The sequence below is a fragment of the Kitasatospora sp. NPDC059088 genome (assembly GCF_042738155.1).
In the GTDB taxonomy this organism is placed as follows: Bacteria; Actinomycetota; Actinomycetes; order Streptomycetales; family Streptomycetaceae; genus Kitasatospora.
Genome location: NZ_JBHYGR010000009.1, coordinates 69,261 through 90,576, shown reverse-complemented (window position 1 = coordinate 90,576; position 21,316 = coordinate 69,261). Strand labels below are relative to the sequence as shown.

Annotated in this window: 20 protein-coding genes; 4 read left to right on the top strand and 16 right to left on the bottom strand. The window is 72.8% G+C overall.

Translation table 11 applies throughout. The features are described from left to right. Window positions 1-3: 3 nt before the first annotated feature. From ACFWXO_RS06815 to ACFWXO_RS06775, 9 genes are all read right to left on the bottom strand, one after another. A complete protein-coding gene (locus tag ACFWXO_RS06815; protein WP_380522627.1) occupies window positions 4-585 on the bottom strand; it encodes a cysteine dioxygenase in 582 nt (193 codons plus the stop codon). A 109-nt stretch (window positions 586-694) separates the two neighbouring features. After that, window positions 695-1,600, bottom strand: a complete 906-nt coding sequence (locus ACFWXO_RS06810) for a LysR family transcriptional regulator (RefSeq protein ID WP_360238866.1) — start codon at window positions 1,598-1,600, stop codon at window positions 695-697. 142 nt (window positions 1,601-1,742) lie between these two features. After that, a complete protein-coding gene (locus ACFWXO_RS06805) occupies window positions 1,743-2,609 on the bottom strand; it encodes an amino acid ABC transporter permease (RefSeq protein ID WP_375885290.1) in 867 nt (288 codons plus the stop codon). Next, the gene (locus ACFWXO_RS06800) at window positions 2,606-3,250 is read right to left on the bottom strand and encodes an amino acid ABC transporter permease (RefSeq protein WP_375885288.1); all 645 of its coding nucleotides are present in this window, start codon (window positions 3,248-3,250) and stop codon (window positions 2,606-2,608) included. Before ACFWXO_RS06800 ends, ACFWXO_RS06805 begins: the two co-directional genes overlap by 4 nt. 12 nt (window positions 3,251-3,262) lie before the next feature. Further along, window positions 3,263-4,186: a glutamate ABC transporter substrate-binding protein gene (locus ACFWXO_RS06795; protein WP_380522626.1), complete on the bottom strand. Its 924-nt coding sequence runs from the start codon at window positions 4,184-4,186 to the stop codon at window positions 3,263-3,265. A gap of 10 nt (window positions 4,187-4,196) precedes the next feature. Further along, window positions 4,197-4,925: an amino acid ABC transporter ATP-binding protein gene (locus ACFWXO_RS06790; RefSeq protein ID WP_375885320.1), complete on the bottom strand. Its 729-nt coding sequence runs from the start codon at window positions 4,923-4,925 to the stop codon at window positions 4,197-4,199. A 47-nt stretch (window positions 4,926-4,972) separates the two neighbouring features. Next, entirely contained in the window at window positions 4,973-5,218 is a 246-nt protein-coding gene (locus ACFWXO_RS06785) for a LapA family protein (protein WP_375885285.1), read from the bottom strand. A gap of 128 nt (window positions 5,219-5,346) precedes the next feature. Continuing rightward, window positions 5,347-7,125: an ABC transporter ATP-binding protein gene (locus tag ACFWXO_RS06780; protein ID WP_380522625.1), complete on the bottom strand. Its 1,779-nt coding sequence runs from the start codon at window positions 7,123-7,125 to the stop codon at window positions 5,347-5,349. A gap of 43 nt (window positions 7,126-7,168) precedes the next feature. Further along, a complete protein-coding gene (locus ACFWXO_RS06775; RefSeq protein ID WP_375885280.1) occupies window positions 7,169-8,947 on the bottom strand; it encodes an ABC transporter transmembrane domain-containing protein in 1,779 nt (592 codons plus the stop codon). 452 nt (window positions 8,948-9,399) lie between these two features. On the opposite strand from ACFWXO_RS06775, the gene ACFWXO_RS06770 reads away from it, so the two are divergent. Beyond that, window positions 9,400-10,263: an aldo/keto reductase gene (locus ACFWXO_RS06770; protein WP_380522624.1), complete on the top strand. Its 864-nt coding sequence runs from the start codon at window positions 9,400-9,402 to the stop codon at window positions 10,261-10,263. A gap of 220 nt (window positions 10,264-10,483) precedes the next feature. On the opposite strand, the gene ACFWXO_RS06765 is transcribed toward ACFWXO_RS06770, so the two are convergent. Further along, a complete protein-coding gene (locus tag ACFWXO_RS06765; protein WP_375885276.1) occupies window positions 10,484-11,350 on the bottom strand; it encodes a MarR family winged helix-turn-helix transcriptional regulator in 867 nt (288 codons plus the stop codon). Window positions 11,351-11,752: 402 nt separating this feature from the next. On the opposite strand from ACFWXO_RS06765, the gene fabG reads away from it, so the two are divergent. Further along, window positions 11,753-12,520, top strand: coding sequence for a 3-oxoacyl-ACP reductase FabG (gene fabG / locus ACFWXO_RS06760; protein WP_380522623.1), 768 nt, complete (start codon window positions 11,753-11,755; stop codon window positions 12,518-12,520). A 231-nt stretch (window positions 12,521-12,751) separates the two neighbouring features. Continuing rightward, a complete protein-coding gene (locus ACFWXO_RS06755) occupies window positions 12,752-13,510 on the top strand; it encodes a phosphatase PAP2 family protein (RefSeq protein WP_375885269.1) in 759 nt (252 codons plus the stop codon). A gap of 28 nt (window positions 13,511-13,538) precedes the next feature. Here ACFWXO_RS06755 and ACFWXO_RS06750 read toward each other — a convergent pair whose 3' ends face one another. Further along, the gene (locus ACFWXO_RS06750) at window positions 13,539-13,757 is read right to left on the bottom strand and encodes an I78 family peptidase inhibitor (RefSeq protein ID WP_375885266.1); all 219 of its coding nucleotides are present in this window, start codon (window positions 13,755-13,757) and stop codon (window positions 13,539-13,541) included. A gap of 77 nt (window positions 13,758-13,834) precedes the next feature. Here ACFWXO_RS06750 and ACFWXO_RS06745 point away from each other — a divergent pair, with 77 nt between their 5' ends. Continuing rightward, on the top strand, window positions 13,835-14,107 hold the full coding sequence (locus tag ACFWXO_RS06745) for a DUF6343 family protein (RefSeq protein ID WP_380522622.1): 273 nt from the start codon (window positions 13,835-13,837) through the stop codon (window positions 14,105-14,107). 80 nt (window positions 14,108-14,187) lie between these two features. Here the strand turns inward: ACFWXO_RS06745 and ACFWXO_RS06740 are convergent, their stop codons facing one another. The 5 genes from ACFWXO_RS06740 to shc all read right to left on the bottom strand — a co-directional run. Continuing rightward, a complete protein-coding gene (locus ACFWXO_RS06740) occupies window positions 14,188-15,588 on the bottom strand; it encodes an aspartate aminotransferase family protein (RefSeq protein ID WP_380522621.1) in 1,401 nt (466 codons plus the stop codon). After that, window positions 15,578-17,488, bottom strand: coding sequence for a 1-deoxy-D-xylulose-5-phosphate synthase (gene dxs, locus ACFWXO_RS06735; RefSeq protein WP_380522620.1), 1,911 nt, complete (start codon window positions 17,486-17,488; stop codon window positions 15,578-15,580). The genes ACFWXO_RS06740 and dxs overlap by 11 nt, the downstream gene beginning before the upstream one ends. Window positions 17,489-17,624: 136 nt before the next feature. Then, the gene (gene hpnH, locus ACFWXO_RS06730) at window positions 17,625-18,653 is read right to left on the bottom strand and encodes an adenosyl-hopene transferase HpnH (RefSeq protein ID WP_360238793.1); all 1,029 of its coding nucleotides are present in this window, start codon (window positions 18,651-18,653) and stop codon (window positions 17,625-17,627) included. A gap of 2 nt (window positions 18,654-18,655) precedes the next feature. Then, on the bottom strand, window positions 18,656-19,336 hold the full coding sequence (locus ACFWXO_RS06725) for a 1-hydroxy-2-methyl-2-butenyl 4-diphosphate reductase (RefSeq protein WP_380522619.1): 681 nt from the start codon (window positions 19,334-19,336) through the stop codon (window positions 18,656-18,658). Continuing rightward, window positions 19,333-21,316, bottom strand: a 1,984-nt coding sequence (gene shc, locus ACFWXO_RS06720; RefSeq protein ID WP_380522618.1) for a squalene--hopene cyclase, incomplete at its 5' end; no start/stop codon positions are given. The genes shc and ACFWXO_RS06725, both read right to left, overlap by 4 nt.

Here is a 21,316-nt window from a genome sequence, read left to right as displayed (position 1 = left end):
CGCTCACCGCTCCTGGTCGGCGGGGAGCTGGTACACCCGCCGGATGCTGGTGCCGAGCCGGGAGACGTCCGCGCCGTACACGTGGATGGAGATGGCGGTGGTGCCGCAGGCGTTGCGCACCAGGTGGATGTCGCCGGGCGGGGCGAAGGCGGCGACCGTCCCGGCCGGGCCGGCCACGTGCTCGGTCTCGACCAGGCGGGAGGTGCGCCCGTCGGAGATCAGCCGGTAGCGGGTCTCGCTCTCCTGGCCCCGGTGGACGCCGGCCACGCACCAGGAGACGTGGTCGTGGATCGGGGTCTGCTGGCCGGGCAGCCAGACCAGGGCGACGACGGAGAAGCTGCCGTCGGCCTCGGCGTGCACGACGTGCTGGCGGTAGCGCTGCGGGTCGCCCTCGCACTGGGCGGGGGTGAGCAGCGCGTCGGGGCCGTCGGGGGCGGCGAGCAGGTGGGGGGCGAGGCGTTCGCCGACCAGGTACGCGGTGAGTTCGGGGGGCAGTCCGCGGTCCACGACGGCGCGGATCTCGCCGACCAGTGCGGTCATCCGCTCGGTGAGCCGGTCGCTGCCGACCGTGGCTGGGGGTGTCATGCCAGCAGGTTCGGGCCACCCGACCTATCACGTCCAACGAGGGTTTCTAAGCATCACCCCTACTCATGCTTATGGATCACCCCGGCCCGCCGGCGACCGCGGCGCCCGGTCAGCAGCCGACCCGGCTCGCCGCCGCCTGCCGCAGGTGGTCCAGCACCAGTCCGGTGGCCGGGATCCGCCGGTGCTCGCGCAGCACGTACGCGCTCACCTGCCGCCGCAGGTGCGGCTCGACGGCCCGCCCGGTGACCTTGCGGTGGCACATGAAGGAGAGCACCAGCGCGGGCATCAGCGCGATCCCCACCCCGGCGGCGACCAGGCTCTGCACCGCCAGGTTGTCGTCGGTGGAGAACACGATGTCGGGCGCGAAGCCCTCCTCCGCGCAGACGTGCAGCAGGTTGGCCCGGCAGCGCGGGCAGCCGGCGATCCAGCGCTCGCCGTCGAGGTCGGCCAGCCGGACGGCGTGCCGGCGGCCGAGCGGGTGCCCGACCGGCAGCAGCACCGTGAGCAGGTCCTCCATCAGCGGGATCTCGTCCAGTCCGTCCGGCAGCTCGGTGGCCTGGCCGGGGTAGCGGAAGGCCAGCGCGATGTCGCACTCCCCGCGCAGCAGCCGCTGGACGGAGTCCGGCGGCTCGGCCTCCAGCAGCTCGACCCGGACGCCGGGGTGCTCGGCGAGCAGCCGGGCCATCGCCTCGGGTATCAGGGTGGCGTTGGCGCTGGGGAACGCGCAGACCCGGACCCGCCCGGCGCGCAGCCGGGCGAGCGCGGCGAGTTGCTGCTGGGCCGCGGAGAGGCTGCCGAGGATCAGCTCGGCGTGCCGGGAGAGCGCCTCGCCGGCCTCGGTGAGCCGCAGGCCGCGCCCGGCGCGGGTGAACAGCGGGACGCCGACGGTGCGTTCGAGCGCCTTCATCTGCTGGGTGATCGCGGGCTGGGTGTAGCCGAGTTCCCGGGCCGCGGCCGAGTAGGAACCGGCCCGGACGACTTCGTGGAACGTCCTGATGTGCCGCGAGTCGAACACCGGCTCCATGGCCCCTCCGCCCGGTCGTCTGCCGCCTGCCTCCGCAATCATAAGAGGAATTTGGAGGTCCAGGCCTCGACCCCTTCGGCACCTATGGTTCAGTCCCGAACCGCCCGTCCCACCGGTGCGGCCGCCCGGGTCCTCACCGGGCCGACGGCGGCAGCCCCATCGCCACCCCCGCCTTGGCCACCGGTGCCCCGCCCCGCACGCTCGGACTGCGCCGGCTGCGCCGCTCGACCCAGCGGGCGAGCCAGGACAGCAGCAGGCACATCCCGATGTAGATCGGCGCGATCACCATCACCACCGGGATGAACGGCAGGTCGTAGTCCAGGTTGGTGGCGATCAGCTTCCCCGCGTGCAGGAACTCCTCGTAGGTGATCAGGAAGCCGAGCGAGGTGTCCTTGAGCGCGACCACCAGCTGGCTGATGATCGCCGGCAGCATCGCCCGGTTGGCCTGCGGCACCAGCACGTACGTCATCACCTGGGTCTTGCGCATCCCCAGCGCGTACGCGGCCTCCCGCTGGCCCTTGGGCACCGCGAGCACGCCGGCCCGGAACACCTCGGCCAGCACCGAGCCGTTGTAGAGCACCAGCCCGGCCACCAGCGCCCAGAGCGGCTGCACCTTGAGGGCGACGAACACGAAGAAGATCATCACCAGCAGCGGCATGGCCCGGAAGAACTCCACCACCAGCGTGGAGAACCAGCGCACCACCCGGTGGTCGGACAGCCGCCCGGCCGCGAACAGCGCGCCGAAGGGCAGCGCGAACAGCGCCGTCCAGCCGAAGGCCTGGAGGGTGTTGCCCAGCCCGCGCAGCAGCAGGTCCTGCACGCCCCGGTACTCGAAGGGCTCCCACTTGGCGTAGGTGAACTGGTGGGTGTGGAACAGCATGTAGACGATCCAGCCGATCAGCGCCGCGATCAGCAGCAGCGCGATCCCGCCGTACAGCCGGTGCCGGGCCAGCGCCTTCGGGCCGGGGATGTCGTACAGCGCCGAGGCTCCAACGGTCATCGGGACACCGCCACTCGTCGTTCCAGCAGGTTGAAGACGGCACTGACGGCCAGGGTGATGATCAGGTAGCCGACGGCGATCCAGACGAAGGTCCAGACGATGCTGTAGCCCAGCTCGTTGATGGTCCGGTAGGTGCCCAGCAGCTCGGTCACGCTGAACGAACCGGCGATCGCCGTGTTCTTCGCCAGCGCGATCATCACGCTGCCGATCGGCGCCACCACCGAGCGGTACGCCTGCGGCAGCACCACCAGGCCCATCGTCTGCCCGAAGCTCATCCCCAGGCTGCGGGCCGCCTCGCCCTGCCCGGGCGGCACGGTGTTGATGCCCGAGCGCATCGCCTCGCAGACGAAGGCCGAGGTGTAGCAGCCGAGCGCCAGCACGGCGAAGGTGTAGAAGGGCAGCGTGATGTCGAACCGGGGCAGGCCCAGCACCACGATGAAGAACAGCAGGGTCAGCGGCGTGTTGCGCAGCAGCGTCACCCACACCGTCCCGAACACCCGCAGCGGCCGGACGGGCGAGACCCGGAAGCCCGCGATCAGCACGCCCAGCAGCAGTGACAGCACGGCGCTCACCGCGAACAGCGAGAGCGTGCCGAGGAAGCCGTCCCAGTAGGTCGACCAGTTGTCGGTCAGGGTTTTCACGGCGCGGCCCTCTCAGTACCGGTCGATCGGCGGCGGGGTGGGCGCGGCTTCCCCGGACAGCCCGAGGGTCGCGTCGAAGGCCTTCTTCCAGTCGCCGTTCTGCTCGTGGTGCGCCAGCGCGTCGTCCAGCGCCCCGCGCAGCACGGTGTCGTTCTTCGGCGTGCCGATCCCGTACGGCTCGGTGGAGAACAGCGGGCCCACCACCTTGAGCTCGTCCGGGACCTTGGCCGCGTAGCCCAGCAGGATCGCGTTGTCCGTGGTGACGGCGTCGACCTGGCCGGTGATCAGGTTGTCCACGCAGGCCGAGTAGGTGTCGTAGCCGATCAGGTGCGCCTTGGGGTACTGCGACTGGATGCGCTGGTACGGCGTCGAGCCGGCCGCCGAGCAGACCTTCTTGCCGTTCAGGTCCTGCGGACCGTGGATGCTGTTGTCGTTCTTGCGCACCAGCAGCGACTGCCCCGCGATGAAGTACGGCCCGGCGAAGCCGACCAGCTTCTTCCGGTTGTCGTTGATGGTGTAGGTGCCGACGTAGTAGTCCACCTGGCCGTTCTGCAGCGCGGTCTCGCGGTTGGCCGAGGCGATGGTCTTGAACTGGATCCGCTCCGGCGGGAAGCCGAGCGAGGCGCCGACCATCTTGGCGATCTCGATGTCGAAGCCGGAGTACACGCCGGTGGCCGGGTTCTTCTGGCCCAGGTACGGCTGGTCCTCCTTGGCGCCGACCACCAGGTGGCCCCGGCCGCGGGCGGCGTCCAGGGTCGACGAGCCGGTGATCGAGGCGGCGTCCTGCACCTGGTAGCTGGGCAGCGCGCTGGGCTGGGGGCCCTTGGGGGGCGGGGTGCCGGCCTTGCCGCAGCCGGTCGCCAGCACGGCGAGCAGCAGGGCCGCGGCGGTCAGGCGTGCGCGCACCCGCGCGGCGGGCGTCGTCCTTCGGTTCACGGCGCCGCCCTCAGTGCTTCAGGATCTTGGACAGGAAGTCCCGGGCGCGCTCGCTCTCGGGGGCGTTGAAGAAGGCCTCCGGGGCGCGGTCCTCGACGATCCGGCCGTCCGCCATGAACACCACCCGGTTCGCCGACGCCCGGGCGAAACCCATCTCGTGGGTGACCACGACCATCGTCATGCCCTCGCTGGCGAGCTGGCGCATCACGTCCAGCACCTCGTTGATCATCTCGGGGTCGAGGGCCGAGGTGGGCTCGTCGAACAGCAGCGCCTTGGGGTCCATCGCCAGCGCCCGGGCGATCGCCACCCGCTGCTGTTGTCCGCCGGAGAGCTGGGCCGGGTACTTGTCGGCCTGCGACGCCAGCCCGACCCGCTCCAGCAGCGCCCGGGACTTGGTCTCCGCCTCGGCCTTGGCCCGGCCGCGCACCTTGATCTGGGCGAGCGAGACGTTCTGCAGCACGGTCTTGTGCGCGAACAGGTTGAAGGACTGGAACACCATGCCGACCTCGGCGCGCAGCCGGGCCAGCCCCTTGCCCTCCGCGGGCAGGGGCTGCCCGTCGATCAGGATGGTGCCGCGTTCGATCGGCTCCAGCCGGTTGATCGCCCGGCAGAGCGTGGACTTCCCGGAGCCGGACGGTCCGATCACCACGACGACCTCGCCGCGACCGACCGTCAGCTCGATGTCCTGCAGCACGTGCAGCTCGCCGAAGTGCTTGTTGACCCCGCGCAGCTCGATCAGCGGGGTGAAGGCCGGGGAACCGGTCGGGGCCGGTTCGGGGGCGGTGCTCACCGGCCGCGCCGTCCCTTCAACAGCCAGCCCAGCACCCCGCCGGCGAGCAGCGTCGCCAGCAGCGCGATCCAGAGCGGCGCGGTCACGGTGAACACCCAGAACTGGATCTTGACCTTGTCAAGGTTGGCGAACAGGAACCACACCGCGAGGATCACGATGACGCCGATCCCGATGTACCGCGTGGGGATCCCGCCGATCTCGCTGCGCTGAGGCCGGGACGAGCCGTCTGAAGTCTTGGTCACCGGAGCAGTCTGCTGTCCGGGCTGACGATTTGCCCGGTTACGCGCCCTTACCGGCGAGGGAGTAACCCGCACGGGGCAATCCGGCCCCGAGCGGGTTTCGAACCCGCGTCACTCTCCCCCGCCCGCGCCTACCGCTGGCGCTCGTCCCGCCAGGAGCGCCAGAGCGCCGCGTACGGGCCGCCGGCCGCGACCAGCTCCGGGTGGCTGCCGTACTCGCTGATCCGCCCGCCCTCGACCACCGCGATCACGTCCGCGTCGTGCGCGGTGTGCAGCCGGTGGGCGATCGCGATGACCGTACGGCCCTCCAGCACCCGGGACAGCGACCGCTCCAGGTGCCGGGCGGCCCGCGGGTCCAGCAGCGAGGTGGCCTCGTCCAGCACCAGGGTGTGCGGATCCGCCAGCACCAGCCGGGCCAGGGCGAGCTGCTGCGCCTGCGGCGCGGTCAGCGCGGTGCCGCCGGAGCCGACCTCGGTGTCCAGGCCGTCCGGGAGGGCGTCCACCCAGGCCCCGGCGTCCACCGCGTCCAGCGCGGCCCGCAGTCCGGTGTCGTCCGCCTCGGGCGCGGCGAGCCGCAGGTTGTCCCGCAGGGTGCCGACGAACACGTGGTGCTCCTGGTTGACCAGGGCGACCTCCGCCCGCACCCGCTCCGCGGGCATCCGGGACAGCGCCGCCCCGCCGAGGGTGACACTGCCGCGGCCGGGCGCGTAGATCCCGGCCAGCAGCCGCCCGAGGGTGGACTTGCCCGCCCCGGACGGGCCGACCAGCGCGACCCGGCTGCCCGGGGCGACGTCCAGGCTGATCCCGTGCAGCACGTCCGCGCCCTCGCGGTAGCCGAAGCGGACGTCCCGGGCCTCGACCCGGCGGCCCTCCGGGCGGGCCGACTCGTCGCCCTGGTGCTCCGGCACCTCGTGCACGCCGACCAGCCGGGCCAACGAGGCCTGCCCGATCTGCAGTTCGTCGTACCAGCGCAGGATCAGGTCGACCGGGCCGGTGAGCATCTGCGCGTACAGCACGCCGGTGGTCAACTGGCCGACGGTGAGCCAACCCCGGAGGGTGAGCAGCCCGCCGACCACCAGGGTGGCCAGCACCGCCAAGGTGTAGACGGCGTCGATGGTCGGGAACCAGACCGAGCGCAGCCACAGGGTGTAGCGCTCCCAGGCCAGCCACTCGCGCAGCTTGCGGTCCGTCAGCCGGACCCGCTGCTCGCCCAGGCGCAGTGTCTCGACCGTCCGCCCGGCGTCCACCGTCTCGGCCAGCACGTTGCTGACCGCCGCGTACCCGGCCGCCTCGTTGCGGTAGGACTGCGGGGCGCGCCGGAAGTACCAGCGGGAGCTGGCCAGCAGCAGCGGCAGCCCGACCAGTGAGGTCAGCGCGAGCAGCGGCGAGGTGACCAGCAGGGCGCCGAGCACCAGCAGCAGGGACACCACCGCGACGGCGAGTTCGGGCACCGCCTCGCGCACCGACTTGTCCAGCCGGTCGATGTCGGTGGTGCCGCGGGAGACCAGGTCCCCGGTGCCGGCGCGTTCCAGCACGCCGGTCGGCAGCGCGACGGAGCGGACCAGGAAGTCCTCGCGCAGGTCGGCCAGCACCCGCTCGCCGAGTACCGCACCGCGCAGCCGCGACCAGCCGGTGAACGCGGACTGCACGACCAGCGCCAGCAGGTACCCGCCGACCGCCACCGCGATGGTGGCCCCGGCGGTACCGGTGGCCAGCGACTCGACCAGGTTGCCGAGCACCCAGGGCCCGACCAGCCCGGCCAGGGTGGCCACCGAGTGCAGCGACACCACCGTGGCGAACCCGCCCCGGTGCCGCCGGGCCAGCACCCCCAGGTAGCCGCGCACGGCGGCCGGGGAGCCGACCGGCAGGGTGGTGACCGGCCCCTGCTCCTGGTGGACGGGGGGCTTCATGACGTACTCCTCGCGTACGGGATGGGACGGTTGACGGCGGTGCTCATACCTGCGCGGCCTCCTCGACCTGCGCGGCCTCCTCGTCCCGGGTGACCACGGCCCGGTAGGCCGGCTCGGTGCGCATCAGTTCGCGGTGCCGCCCGGCCGCCACCACCCGCCCCTCCCGCAGCAGCACCACCCGGTCGGCCCGGTCGAGCAGCAGCGGACTGGTGGCGAACACCACGGTGGTGCGCCCGGCCCGGGTGTCCCGCAGGCCGGCGGCGATCCGGGACTCGGTGTGGGCGTCCACCGCGCTGGTGGGCTCGTCCAGCACCAGGACGGGCGGGTCGGCCAGCAGCGCGCGGGCCAGGGCGAGCCGCTGGCGCTGCCCGCCGGAGAGCGAGCGCCCGCGTTCGGTGATCCGGGCCCGCATCGGGTCGCCCGCGCAGTCCGGCGAGCCGTCCACCAGCGCCTCCAGCACGTCCTCGGAGCGGGCCGCGGCGAGCGCGTCCGCGACCGGGACCCGGCCGGAGGAGGGCACGTCCAGCAGTTCGGCCAGCGTGCCGGAGAGCAGCACCGGCTCCTTGTCGTGGACCAGCACCGCCGCCCGGGCCTCGGCCAGCGGCACGGTGTCCAGCTCGGTGCCGCCGAGCCGCACCGAGGGCAGGGCCCGCTCGCCCTCGGCCAGCGGGACGTGGCCGCCGAGCCGCTCGGCGAGCGCCCCGGCGAAGTCCGGGTCCCCGCAGACCACCGCGGTCAGCTCGCCGGCCCGGACGGTCAGCCCGGTGGTCGGGTCGTGCAGGTCGGACCGGCCCGGACCGGTCAGCACGCCGTCGGCCCCGCCACTGGTCCGGCTGAGCGAGAGCACCCGCACGGCCCGCCCGGCGGAGACCCGGGCGACGCTCCAGGCGTGCGCCGCCTCGCCCAGGATCCGCAGCGGTGCGGCCAGGAAGGCGGTCGCGCCGTACACCCCGATCAGGGTGCCCACGCCGAGCTCGCCGGAGGCCGCCAGCCGGGCGCCGTACCACGTGACCCCGACCACGAACAGCCCGGGCAGCAGCACCTGTTGGGCCTGCATCAGCGACCACAGCCGGGCCGAGCGGACGGCCGCCGCCCGGACCTTCTGGGAGGCCGCCCGGTACCGCTCCAGGAAGAGGTCCTCGCCGCCGATGCCGCGCAGCACCCGCAGCCCGGCCACCGTGTCGGCGGCCAGCTCGGTCGCCTTGCCGCCGAGCTCGCGCTGCTCGGTGTAGCGCCGCTCGAACGGCCCGATCAGCGGCCACACCGAGGCCGCCAGCACCGGGACGCCGAGCAGCACCCCGATCCCGAGCACCGGTTCGACCACCAGCACCACCGCGCTGACGGCCAGCCAGACGATCACCGCGGCCCGGACCCGGGCGACCAGTTCGACGTACCAGCCGATCCGCTCGACGTCCCCGCTGCCGACCGCGACCACCTCGCCGGTGGCGATCCGCCGGGACAGCCCGGCACCCAGGTGCGAGGCCTGCCCGGCGACCAACTGCCGCACGTGGCAGGCGGCGTGGATCCAGTTCCAGACCGCCTGCCGGTGCAGTAGCACGGTGCCGACCGAGGCGGTGGCGGCCAGCAGCAGGGCCAGCGCGCCGGCCCGCCAGATCCCGCCGGCGTCACCGTCGACGGCGGCCTGGACGCCGCGCCCGAGCGGCACCGGCAGGGCGGCCTGGGCGCCCATCTCGATCAGCGCCCAGCAGGTGGCACGGACCTGCCCGCGCCGCTGGGCGCGCTGCAGCCAGCGCAGGAAGGCCAGGGGCGAGGAGAGGTCGGGACTGCCGGGGTCGGCCAGCGGCAGTGGGGTGAGCGGCATGACACTCCGATGCGAGGGGTGCGAGGGGTGCGGATGGTGCGAGGTGTGCAAGACGTGCGCGGGGCGCGGGAGTACGGGAGGTGCGGGAGGCACGGGCGGCCCGCGGTCGCGCGGGAACGGACACCCGGAGGCGCGGCGCGACGGCGCGGCGACATCGGCGCGTCCGGCGGCGGGCGGCCGGACGGGCAGCGCATGGGTACGAAGGACCCGGATCTCAGGAGGTCATGTCCGCGAGCCTGCCAAGCCCACTGTGATCCACGCAACAGGTTTTCCGCCGCCCCCGCCGCACGCCCGCCGCACGCCCTGGCGCGCACCCCCGTGGCACGGGCCCGGCGCACGCCACGCCGTCGTAAAGCTTCCCCAAAGATTCGCCCGAACGGCGGGAACAATCGTGCCGGGGCACCGGTTGCCCCCTCTGGAAACAACGGACGACCAGGAAGGCACCCCTTCCCGTGAGCAACATCCCCAGCGTCACCCTGAACGACGGCGCTCAGATCCCCCAGCTCGGCTTCGGCGTGTGGCAGGTCGAGGACGCCCGGGCGACCCCCGCCGTGCGCGAGGCGATCGCGGCGGGCTACCGCTCGATCGACACCGCGGCGATCTACGAGAACGAGGCCGGCACCGGCGCGGCCGTCACCGAGGCACTGGCGGGCGGCCTGGCCCGCGAGGACCTCTACGTCACCACCAAGCTGTGGAACTCGGGCACCCGCGACTGGTCGGGCGAGCAGGGCCGCGACGCGGTGCTGCGCGAGTTCGACGCCTCGCTGGACAAGCTCGGGCTCGACTACCTCGACCTGTACCTGATCCACTGGCCGCGCCCGATGCACGGTACCTTCCTGAACGTCTGGAAGGCCCTGGAGCAGTTGAAGGAGGGCGGCCGGGTCAAGTCGATCGGCGTCTCCAACTTCGGCCAGGAGCAGCTGACCCGCCTGCTCGACGAGGCCTCGGTCGTCCCGGTGCTGAACCAGGTCGAGCTGCACCCGTACTTCCCGCAGGAGGAGCTGCGCGCCTTCCACGCCGAGCACGGCATCGCCACCGAGGCGTGGAGCCCGCTGGGCCAGGGCGGGGAGCTGCTGGCCGAGCCGGCGCTGGTGAAGATCGCCGGGAAGCACGGCCGCACGGTCGCCCAGGTGGTGCTCCGCTGGCACCTGCAGAGCGGCGTGATCGCCATCCCGAAGTCGGTCACCCCGTCCCGCATCCGGGAGAACCTGGACGTCGCCGGCTTCGAGCTGGACGCCGAGGACCTCGCGGCGATCGCGGGCGTGGCCACCGGCAAGCGGATCGGCCCGGACCCGCAGGGGTTCGACTGGAACTGACGGGCGCCGCGGGGGCGCCGGCCGACCAGGCCCGGCGCCCCCGACAACGACGACAGCGATCCTGACTGTCGGTCATATCGAAGTACCGCTCATTCCGGAGAGGGACGAGCGGTACTTCGGCGTGCCCGGATTCACCGACCCCGACCATCGGTCGCTACCGACGGCCCTGGGCCTCAGGAGGCTTGGTGAATCGTTTTGGCTGTTGTTACCAAAGCTTGGGCTAGAGCCTGGCCGCCTTGGCGATGAGCGCGAGCGCCGTCGCGTGCTCCTCCTCCGCGAGCGAAGCGAGCAGCAAGCGCTGGACTTCGGCCACTCCGGCGGCCGAGCGGTGCAGCAGGTCCTGACCCGCCGGTGAGAGCGAGAGCAGGTTGCGCCGCCCGTCCGAGGGGTCGCGCCGGCGCTGCACCAGACCGCGGCGCACCAGCCGACTGACCATCTCGGCCATCGTGGCCTTGTCCAGCGAGGCCAGCTCGCCGACCGTGCGCTGGTCCGCGCCCGGCTCCAGCTCGAGCGCGTCCAGCACGGCGTACTGCGGGGCCGTCAGGTCCGCGCCGACGTGCTCCGACCAGAGCTTGGTGTGCACCTGCTGGCCGACCCTGATCAGGTAGCCGATCGCCCGCTGGGCGTCCAGTATCGGCCGCGCGTCGGTGAAGACGGCCACGGCCGCGGGTTCCAGCCTGGCTATCTTGGCCATCACCCGGACGATTTCGACCTGCTCGTCCGGCGTGAGCGGCTCGAACAGCACCCGCTGGACGCGGACCACACCACCGGTGGCCTCGCGCACCGCCTGGGCACCGCTCTGCGAGAGGGCGAGCAGTTTGCGCCGGCCGTCGGCCGGGTCGCGCCGTCGCAGCACGAGGCCGCGGCGGACCAGCCGCGCGACCATCTCCGCCATCGTGGCCTTGTCCAGCGAGGCTCGCTCGCCGACGGTCCGCTGGTCCGCCCCCGGTTCGAGGGCGAGGACCAGCAGGACCGCGAACTGCGGAGCCGTGAGATCGGCTCCGACGTGCTCGGACCACAGACGGGTGTGAACCTGCTGTGCAACGCGAATGAGGTGTCCGGGCGACTGCTGCAGTCGCGCGGACACGCGGGTTGTCGGGATCTCCCCCAGCACCATGTATCCGTCCCGATGTCACACCCGGTGTGTGTGGGACACCCGGGTGGGGCAGTAACGGCGAGTGGGCGTCCAGCTATGAGGGAGGGCGCTCCAGCCGTGCAGCCGGTGGCTGCTGGCGGACACTATACAAACGGCAGGCCCTTGCTGGCAGGCAGGGGCGGATAGTAGACGCAGGTTCGGCAACATTGGCATATTTACGCGCTGCCACACCCTTGCAGTAACCCGTTCTCAGCAGAAAGCCGACCGGTCGGTCCTTACCGACCGTCACCTGCGCCTCTCCACCCTGGCCGCCTCCCCTACCCGCCGGTAGGGTATGGGCACCCTCCCCGGGGCCACTCCCCCGGAGGCACCCCGAGAGAGACGAGAGCGAGCATGACCGAGCAGAGCACCGCCACCCGGGTGGCGGTCGTCACCGGCGCCGCCCGCGGCCTCGGCGCCGCCACGGCCGTCCGACTGGCCGCCGACGGCTACGCGGTGGCCGTCCTGGACCTGGACGAGGCCGCCGGCAAGGACACCGTCGACCGGATCACCGCCGCCGGCGGGCGCGCGCTGGCCGTCGGCGCCGACGTCGCGGACGCCGAGCAGGTCCAGGCCGCCGTCGACCGCGTGGCCGCCGAGCTCGGCGCCCCCGTCGTGCTGGTCAACAACGCGGGGGTGCTCCGCGACAACCTGCTCTTCAAGATGTCCGAGTCCGACTGGGACACGGTCATGAACGTCCACCTCCGCGGCGCCTTCCTGATGACCCGCGCGGTGCAGAAGCACATGGTGGACGCCGGCTTCGGCCGCATCGTCAACCTGTCCTCCTCCTCCGCCCAGGGCAACCGCGGCCAGGCCAACTACTCGACCGCCAAGGCCGGCCTCCAGGGCTTCACCAAGACTTTGGCCATCGAGCTGGGCAAGTTCGGCATCACGGCCAACGCGGTGGCCCCCGGCTTCATCGCCACGGACATGACGGCGGCCACCGCCGCCCGGGTCGGCATGGACTTCGAGGACTTCAAGCGGGCCGCGGCCTCCCAGATCCCGGTCCAGCGCGTCGGAGAGCCCGAGGACGTCGCCAACACCATCTCCTTCCTCGCCGGCGAGGCCGCCGGCTTCGTCTCCGGCCAGGTGATCTACGTCGCGGGCGGCCCCCTCGACTGAGCACTGAACCTACACAGGGTTACCACGGAGTGGGAAGCCGGTCGAACCGGCCGCCCACTCCGTTTTCTTTACCGGGGCTTTTGCAGAATCATTCGAAGACCAGACGGGCATTCGATCCAGGAATAGCGGAAATCACTCCCCGGGTCGCCCGGGGCAGCCCCAATTGTCGATTTCCCGGGAAAATGACAATTCCCTCAGGAATGGCCTCGCCCAGATGGGTATGGTCACCCCGTGCAATCCAGAAGTACCGCCGCTCGCATTCCGCGACAGGGGCCGGATCGCCGCACCGCCGACCGCCGGGAGCTCCCCCGCCCCGACCGCGGCGAGCCCGGCTGGCCACCGATGAGCCGCCGCCGGGCCGCCCTGTTCGCCGCCACCCTCGCCGCCTACCTGCTCGTCCTGGCCGGCGTCCTGCTCAACACCGACCTGGTCGACCTCGACTGGTCGGTGCGCCTGCTCCGCCCGTACGAGCGGTGGCCCAGCCTGGAGCCGCTGCTCGACACCTGGGTGATCGCCGGGCAGCGCGGCCCCAGCGCCATCGCCGCGTTCGCCTGGCTGCTCTGGCGCGCCCACCGCCTCGGGCGGCTGCGCCCGCTGCTGGTGATGGGCGTCGCCCTGCTGCTCCTCAACATCACGGTCGGCGCCGTCAAGATCCTCACCGGCCGGCTCGGACCGCACTACGCCCAGTACGTCGGCTCCCCCGAGCTGTTCTCCGGCGGCACCATCTTCCCCTCCGGCCACACCGCCAACGCCGTGGTGACCTGGGGCGTGCTCGCCTACCTCGCGGTCCGCTGGCAGCGCACCGGCGCGCTGATCGCCGCCGCCACCGCCTGCTCGATCGGCCTGACCACCGTCTACCTGGGCACCCACTGGGTCTCCGACGTGCTGGCCGGCTGGGCCGCCGGGCTGCTGGTGCTGCTCTCCCTGCCCCTGCTGGAGCCGCTGCTCGCGGTGGCCGAACAACGGCTGCACCGCCGGTTCGCACGCTGAACCCCGCCGCCGCCGCCGCGAGCGGGCGCTACCCCTCCCAGCTGCGCTCCACCACACCGTCCCGCACCGCGAGGTTCAGCCGCCCCTCCCGGTACTCCATGGTCATCAGCTGCCCCGGTTCCAGCACCCGGACCGAGGCCCAGCCGTGCCGCCGGGCCAGCTCCCGGGCCCGCTCGATCCGCAGCCCCGCGTAGCCCTCGGCGTCCTCCCCCGTCGTGCCCGCCCCCACGGCGTCCGCACCCGTCACAGCGCCTCCCCGGCTCTCCCCCTCGGACGTACGCTGGAATCGTAGCCCCCACCCGCGCGGCCCGGAGGTGAACGCGCATGCGTGCCACGACGCCGCGGCGGTGGCGCAGCGGCACCGAGCCGGCCACCGCCCGCAGCGACCTCAAGCTCCGCTACCTGCTGTCGCTGACCTTCACCCCGCTGTTCGCCCTGGGGACGGCCGGCTTCGCGTACTGGGCGGCCTCCTCCCCGGTGGACGGCGCCCCCGGCCGGGGCACCCTGACCGGCTTCGCCGTCGCCCTCGGGTTGCTCACCCTGTTCGCCGTCGTCGATCTCGTGGTGGTCGTCCGGCGCCGCCGGACCGAGCTCTGACGCGGTGTCTCCCACGGAGTGGGAAGCCGGCCGGGCCGACTTCCCGCTCCGAGCCGCGGGCGGGAGCGGGAAGAGGGGCCCTACCGGTTGCCGACCGCCTGCTTCACCAGCGTCCGGCCGAAGTCCCACATCAGGCCGTTGCCCCGGTGGGCCTCGTCCATGATCTCGGTGAACGCGTCGACGAACCGGTCCACGTCCCGGTCGGTGATGATCAGCGGCGGGATCAGCTTGATCACTTCCAGGTGGTCCCCGGACACCTGGGTCAGGATCCGGTGCCGCTGCAGCAGCGGGACGACCACCATCTGCGCGAACAGCCCCTTGCGCGCGGCCTGGAGGGCCGTCCAACCGGTGCGCAGCTTCAACGACCTGGGCCGGCCGAACTCGATGCCGATCATCAGCCCGCGACCGCGCACCTCGGCGAGCAGCTCGTACCGGTCGATCAGGGCCGTCAGCCGCTCGCGGAAGCGGTCGCCGACCTGCCGGGCGTTCTCCACCACCTTCTCCTCGCGCATCACCTCCAGGGTCGCCAACCCGGCCGCCATCGCCTGGGCGTTGGACCCGAAGCTGGCCGAGTGCACCAGCACCCGGTCCATCGAGGAGTACACCTTCTCGAAGATCCAGCTCTTGCCGAGCGTGGCCCCGACCGGCACGTACCCGCCGGAGAGCGCCTTGGCCGCGCACACCAGGTCCGGCAGCACGCCCTCCTCGTGCTGGTAGGCGAAGAACGCGCCGGTGCGGCCGATCCCGGTCTGCACCTCGTCGCAGATCAGCAGCGCCTTGTGCTCGTGCAGCAGCGCCTGGGCCGCCCGCAGCCAGCCGGGCGGCGGCGCCTGGACGCCCTTGCCCTGGATCGGCTCGACGATCAGCGCGGCGACGTCCCCGCGCTTCAACTCCTTGGCCAGCGCCCCGATGTCGCCGAGCGGGATGGCGGTGTCCGGCAGCAGCGGGTCGAAGCCCTTGCGGAAGCCGCTCTCCCCGTTGACGGACAGCGAGCCGGTGGTCAGCCCGTGGAAGGCGTGGTCGGCGTAGAGGACGCGCCGGCGGCCGGTGGCGTACCGGGCAAACTTCAACGCGGTCTCCACCGCCTCGGTGCCGCTGTTGCCGAAGAACACCCGGTCCAGTCCGGGCGCGTACGAGAGCAGCCGCTCGGCCAGCAGCCCGGGCAGCGGCGAGCAGTCGAAGCGGACCAGGTCCGGCAGGTCCAGGTCCATCACCTGCCGGACCGCCGACCGCACCACCGGGTGGTGCCGGCCGAGCGCGAAGATGCCGAAGCCGGCCAGCATGTCGAGGTACTCGTTGCCCTCGGCGTCGTAGAAGTACTGGCCCTGCGCCCGCTCGTAGTACTTGTCGAAGCCGATGGTGCGGAGCATCCGCGGCAGCTGCGGGTTGAGGTGGCGGCTGTGCAGCTCGTACCGCTCACCGCCGCGTTCGGCGAGGAGGGCGGCGAGGTCGAAGGCGGGGCGGTCGGGGTCAGCCGGCATGGCGCGGGTTCGCTCCTCGGGTCGGTAGCAGGTTCTTGGCGAAGACGGCGGTCTGGGCCGCGACCCCGGTGCCGGTCAGGCCGGTCTCCTCCAGGATCTCGCCGCGGGCGGCGTGGCCGAGGAACTCCTGCGGCAGGCCGAGCACCCGCACCGGGACGTCCACGTCGGCGTCGCGCAGCGCCTGGGCGACGGCCGAACCGACGCCGCCGGTGCGGCCGCCGTCCTCGACGGTGACCACCAGCCGGTGGGCGGCGGCGAGCCGGGCCAGGGCCGGATCGACCGGTTTGACCCAGCGCGGGTCGACCACGGTCGCGGTGAAGCCCTCGGCGAGCAGCAGCCGGGCGGCGTCCAGGCAGGCGGAGGCGGTGACCCCGACGGCCACCAGCAGGATCTCCGGCGCCGGTCCGGTGCGCAGCAGCACGTCCGTCCCGCCGATCCGTTCGACCGCCTCGACGACCGGCCCGACGTTGCCCTTGGGGAAGCGGACCACGGTCGGCGCGTCCTCGACCTCGACGGCCTCCCGCAGCTGGGCCCGCAGCTGCTCGGCGTCGCGCGGCGCGGCGAGCCGCAGCCCGGGGACGACCTGGAGCACGGACAGGTCCCACATGCCGTTGTGCGAGGCGCCGTCCGAACCGGTGACCCCGGAGCGGTCGAGCACGAAGGTGACGCCCAGCCGGTGCAGCGCGACGTCCATCAGGACCTGGTCGAAGGCCCGGTTCAGGAAGGTCGCGTAGACCGCCACCACCGGGTGCAGCCCGCCGGTGGCCAGGCCCGCCGCGCTGGTGACGGCGTGCTGCTCGGCGATCCCGACGTCGAAGGTCCGGTCCGGGTACGCCTTGGCGAACGGCGCCAGCCCGACCGGCTGGAGCATCGCCGCGGTGATCGCCACCAGGTCGGGCCGCTCGGCGCCGAGCGCGAGCAGCTCCTCCCCGAACACCGAGGTCCAGGAGACCCCGGCGCTGGGCGAGATCGGCAGGCAGGTGTACGGGTCGATCGGGTTGACGGCGTGGAAGCGGTCCGCCTCGTCCTGTTCGGCGGGCCGGTAGCCGCGCCCCTTGACGGTCAGGCAGTGCACGATCACCGGGCCGCCGAAGTTCCGGGCCTGCCGCAGCGCCTGCTCGACCGCGCCCAGGTCGTGGCCGTCGATCGGGCCCAGGTACTTGAGCCCGAGGTCCTCGAACATGCCCTGCGGGGCGAAGGCGTCCTTGAAGCCCTTCTTGGCGCCGTGCAGCGCGTCGAAGATCGGCTGGCCGACCAGCGGGGTGCGCTGCAGCGCCTCCTTGCCGAGCGCGAGGAAGCGCTCGTAGCCCTGGGTGGTGCGCAGGGTGGCCAGGTGGTGGGCCAGTCCGCCGACGGTCCTGGCGTAGGAGCGCTCGTTGTCGTTGACGACAATGACCAGCGGCCGGTCGCGGGCCTCGGCGATGTTGTTCAGCGCCTCCCAGGCGAGTCCGCCGGTGAGCGCGCCGTCGCCGATCACCGCGACGGTGTGCCGGTCGTACTGGCCGAGCAGCTGGCTGGCCTTGGCGAGCCCGTCGGCGTAGGAGAGCGCGGTGGAGGCGTGCGAGTTCTCCACCAGGTCGTGCTCGGACTCGGCCCGGGAGGGGTAGCCGGACAGGCCGCCCTTCATCCGCAGCCTGGAGAAGTCCTGGCGGCCGGTGAGCAGCTTGTGGACGTAGCTCTGGTGGCCGGTGTCGAAGACGATCCGGTCGTACGGCGAGTCGAAGACCCGGTGCAGCGCGATGGTCAGCTCCACCACGCCGAGGTTGGGCCCGAGGTGGCCGCCGGTGCGGGTGACGGCGTCGATCAGGAAGTCGCGGATCTCGTCGGCGAGCAGCGGCAGTTCGGCGGCCGGGAGCTTGCGCAGCTCGGCCGGGGACGTGACGCGGGAGAGCAGTGACATGGGTACACCTCACGACTCGGAGCGGTGCGGTGGTGCCTCCGCCCACCGGGGCGGGGCCGGCCCGGGCACGACGGCCCGGGCCGGACGGGAGCTCAGGACGCGGGACGGCTGCGGTACCGGGCGGCCCGGCCCGGGCTCAGCGCCCCCGGTTGGAGCTGACGGTCTCGGTGATGGCGCGCAGCGACTGCTGGAGCGAGCCCATGGTGGCCAGGACGGCGGTCGGCTCGTAGCCGCAGTGGGCCATGCAGTTCTCGCAGCGCGGGTCCTTGCCGCGCCCGTACTTGCTCCAGTCGGTCTTCTCGACCAGCTCGCGGTAGGTGGGCACGTAGCCGTCGGCCATCAGGTAGCAGGGCCGCTGCCAGCCGAACAGCGAGTAGTTGGGGATGCCCCAGGGGGTGCACTCGAAGTCGGCCTTGCCCTCCAGGAAGTCCAGGAAGAGCGGGCTGTGGTTGAGGCGCCACCGCTTCCGGTTGCCCCCGGCGAAGGCCTTTCGGAAGAGCTCCCGGGTCTGCTCGACGCCGAGGAAGTGCTCCTGGTCGGGGGCCTTCTCGTAGGCGTAGGCCGGGGAGATCATCATCTCGTCGACCTTGAGCTCGTCGTTCAGGAAGTCCAGGACGTCGATGACGGTCTGCGGGGTGTCGGTGTTGAAGAAGGTGCTGTTGGTGGTGACCCGGAAGCCGCGCCGCTTGGCCTCCTTGATCGCCGCCACCGCCTCGTCGAAGGTGCCCTCCTTGGCCACCGACTCGTCGTGCCGCTCGCGCAGGCCGTCGATGTGCACGGCGAAGGTGAAGTACGGCGAGGGCTTGAACTTGTCCATCTTCTTGCGCATCAGCAGCGCGTTGGTGCAGAGGAAGACGTACTTGCGGCGCTCCACCAGCTGTCGGACGATCTCGTCGATCTGCGGGTGCATCAGCGGCTCACCGCCGGCGATCGAGACCATCGGGGCACCCGACTCCAGGACCGCTCCGACCGCCTGGGCGACCGGCATCCGCTGCTTGAGCACACCCGCCGGGTGCTGGATCTTGCCGCAGCCCTCGCAGGCGAGGTTGCAGGCGAACAGCGGTTCGAGCTCGACGATCAGCGGGAACTTGTCCCGTCGCTTGAGCAGCTTCTGCTGCATCAGGTAGGTGCCGACCCGCACGGTCTGGCGCAACGGCATGGCCATGGCTAGCTCGCCTCCTGGGGGAGCGTCGAGGATGTGGGGTGGTTCAGGACTGCGGAGCGGGTGTCGAGCTCCTGCCGGTACCAGTCGACCAGGGCGGGTACCGCCGCCCGCAGGGTCCGCCAGGCGCGCACCCCGGCCGGGAGCGTGCCCGGCCGCAGCAGCTCGTGCTCGGGGGTGTCCACCACCACCCGCAGCACGGCCACCGGCAGCGCCGGGCGCACCTCCCGCAGTGCGGCCAGCACGGCGGCGGCCTCCATGTCGACGGCCAGCGCCCCCTGGAGGTGCAGGGCGCGCCGCTCGATACCGCGCACCACGTGGTCGGCGGTGTGGTGCACCCCGGTGTGCGCGGTCAGGCCGTGTTCCTTGAGCGCCCGGGCCAGCTCCGGCCCGGAGTCGACCGGGTAGAGGTGGCCCTCGGCGTCGCGCACGCCGTCCGCGGCCACCACCTCGCCCGGCGCCACTCCCGGCCCGACCGCGGCGCCGAATCCGGCCACCACGACCGCGCCGTAGCCGCCCGGGGCGGAGCCGAGCAGGCGCCGTACGGCCGTCCCGGCGCGCCGTCGGCCGACCCCGGTGCGCACCAGCACCGGGGGTCCGCCGGCCGAGCCGCGCCAGTCGCCGCCGCGCAGGGCCCACACCTCGGGGCCCAGCGCGCAGAGCACCAGCAGCGGGACGGTGGTCACCGGTTCGCCCCGATCGACGGCGTGCCGCCCGGCCGCACCATCCCGGGGCCGCCGTTGAGGTAGCGGCCGAGCGCGGTGACCGGGAAGACCAGCCGGTACAGGTGGTAGTTGATGGAGAAGTCCCACGGGAAGCCGGTCCCGGTGAACTGCGGCTCGTCCCAGGTGCCCTCGGGCAGCTGGGTGCGCACCAGCCACTCGACCCCGCGCTCCACCGCCGGGTTGGAGCGGCCCTCCGGGCCCTCGCCCGCCGCGAGCAGCGCCATCAGCGCCCACGCGGTCTGCGAGGCGGTGGAGTCGCCGCGCCCGGCCCAGCGCGCCGGGTCGTCGTAGGAGCGCATGTCCTCGCCCCAGCCGCCGTCGGTGTTCTGCCGGTCCTCCAGCCAGCGCACCGCCCGGCGGATCGCCGGGTGCTCGTCCGGGACGCCGGCCGCGACCAGGGCGGGCAGCACCGAGCCGGTGCCGTAGATGTAGTTGGTGCCCCAGCGGCCGAACCAGGAGCCGTCCGCCTCCTGGTCGCGCAGCAGCCACTCGATGCCGCGGCGGGTGCGCGGGTCCCGGGCCCGGCCGGTCTCGGCGAGCATCTCCACCACGTGGGCGGTGACGTCCGCGGACGGCGGGTCGACCACCTCGCCGAAGTCGCAGAACGGCAGCTTGTTCGGCAGCAGGCTGGTGTTGTCGACGTCGAAGGCGCCCCAGGCGCCGTTCTTGGACTGCATGCCGAGGTTCCACAGCACGCCCCGGTCCACTGCCGCGTCGACCTTGGCCTGGTCGGGGTGGGCGACCCGGCGCAGCGCCAGCACCACCTCGGCGGTGTCGTCGATGTCGGGGTAGGTCTCGTTCTCGAACTCGAAGGCCCAGCCGCCGGCCGGCAGGGCGGGCCGCTGGACGGACCAGTCGCCGCGCTTGCGGATCTCCTCGCCGAGCATCCAGTCGACGGCGCTGACCAGGGCCGGGTGGTCGGCCGGGACGCCGGCGTCGACCAGCGCGATGGTGGCCAGGCAGGTGTCCCAGACCGGGGACTGGCAGGCCTCCATCCAGCGCATGCCGTCCTCGGTGTGCACGGTGAAGCGGTCGAAGGAGGAGAGCCCGGCCTTCATCACCGGGTGCTCCAGCTCGTAGCCCTCCAGGTGCAGCGCGATCAGCGAGTAGACGGCGGGCGGCTGGATGCCGCCCCAGCAGCCGTCGGCCTCCTGCCGTTCGACGATCCAGCGGCAGGCCTGGGCGACGGCGAGCCGGCGCAGCGGCCGGAAGGCCCGGCGGTGGTAGGCGTGCAGCAGCTTGTCGAGGCGCTCGAACAGGCCGTCCCAGCTGGTGGCGGGGGCGAGCGGCCGGTCGGGGTACGGGTGGTCCGGGTCGGTGTGCAGCTCGGTGATCGCGAAGGGGGCCGGACGGACCGGGCGGTGCGAGGAGACCACGGTCAGCGGGACGATGGTCTGCCGGGCCCAGCAGCCGAAGGCGTAGATGTTCAGCGGCAGCCACTTGGGCAGGAAGATGATCTCGGGTGGCATCTCGGGCAGGCGGTCCCAGGACCACCAGCCGAAGAGCGCGAGCCAGATCCGGGTGAACACCCGGGCGGCCGCGATGCCCCCGGCGGAGCGGACGTAGCGCGCGGCGGCCAGCATGTGCGGGGCGTCCGGGTCGTCGCCGGCGAGCTTGAGGGCGACGTAGGCCTCGACGGTGGTGGAGAGTTCGGGCGGTCCGCCGTGGAAGGTGGCCCAGGTGCCGTCCTCCCGCTGCTGGGAGCGGATCCACTCGGCGGTGGCCCGGGTCTGCTCCTCCGTCCTGATGCCCAGGAACTGGCGGAGCAGTAAGTCCTCGGCGTCCATGGTGACGTTGGTCTCCAGGTCGCCCTTCCACCAGCCCTCGGAGGACTGCAGCGAGAGCAGGTGGGTGGTGGCGGGCCGCGGGGCCGCGCCCGCGCGGCCCGGCGTCCCGCGACGCCGACCCCCCCGCCCGGGGCCGGCGGGGGGCCCGGGCTGG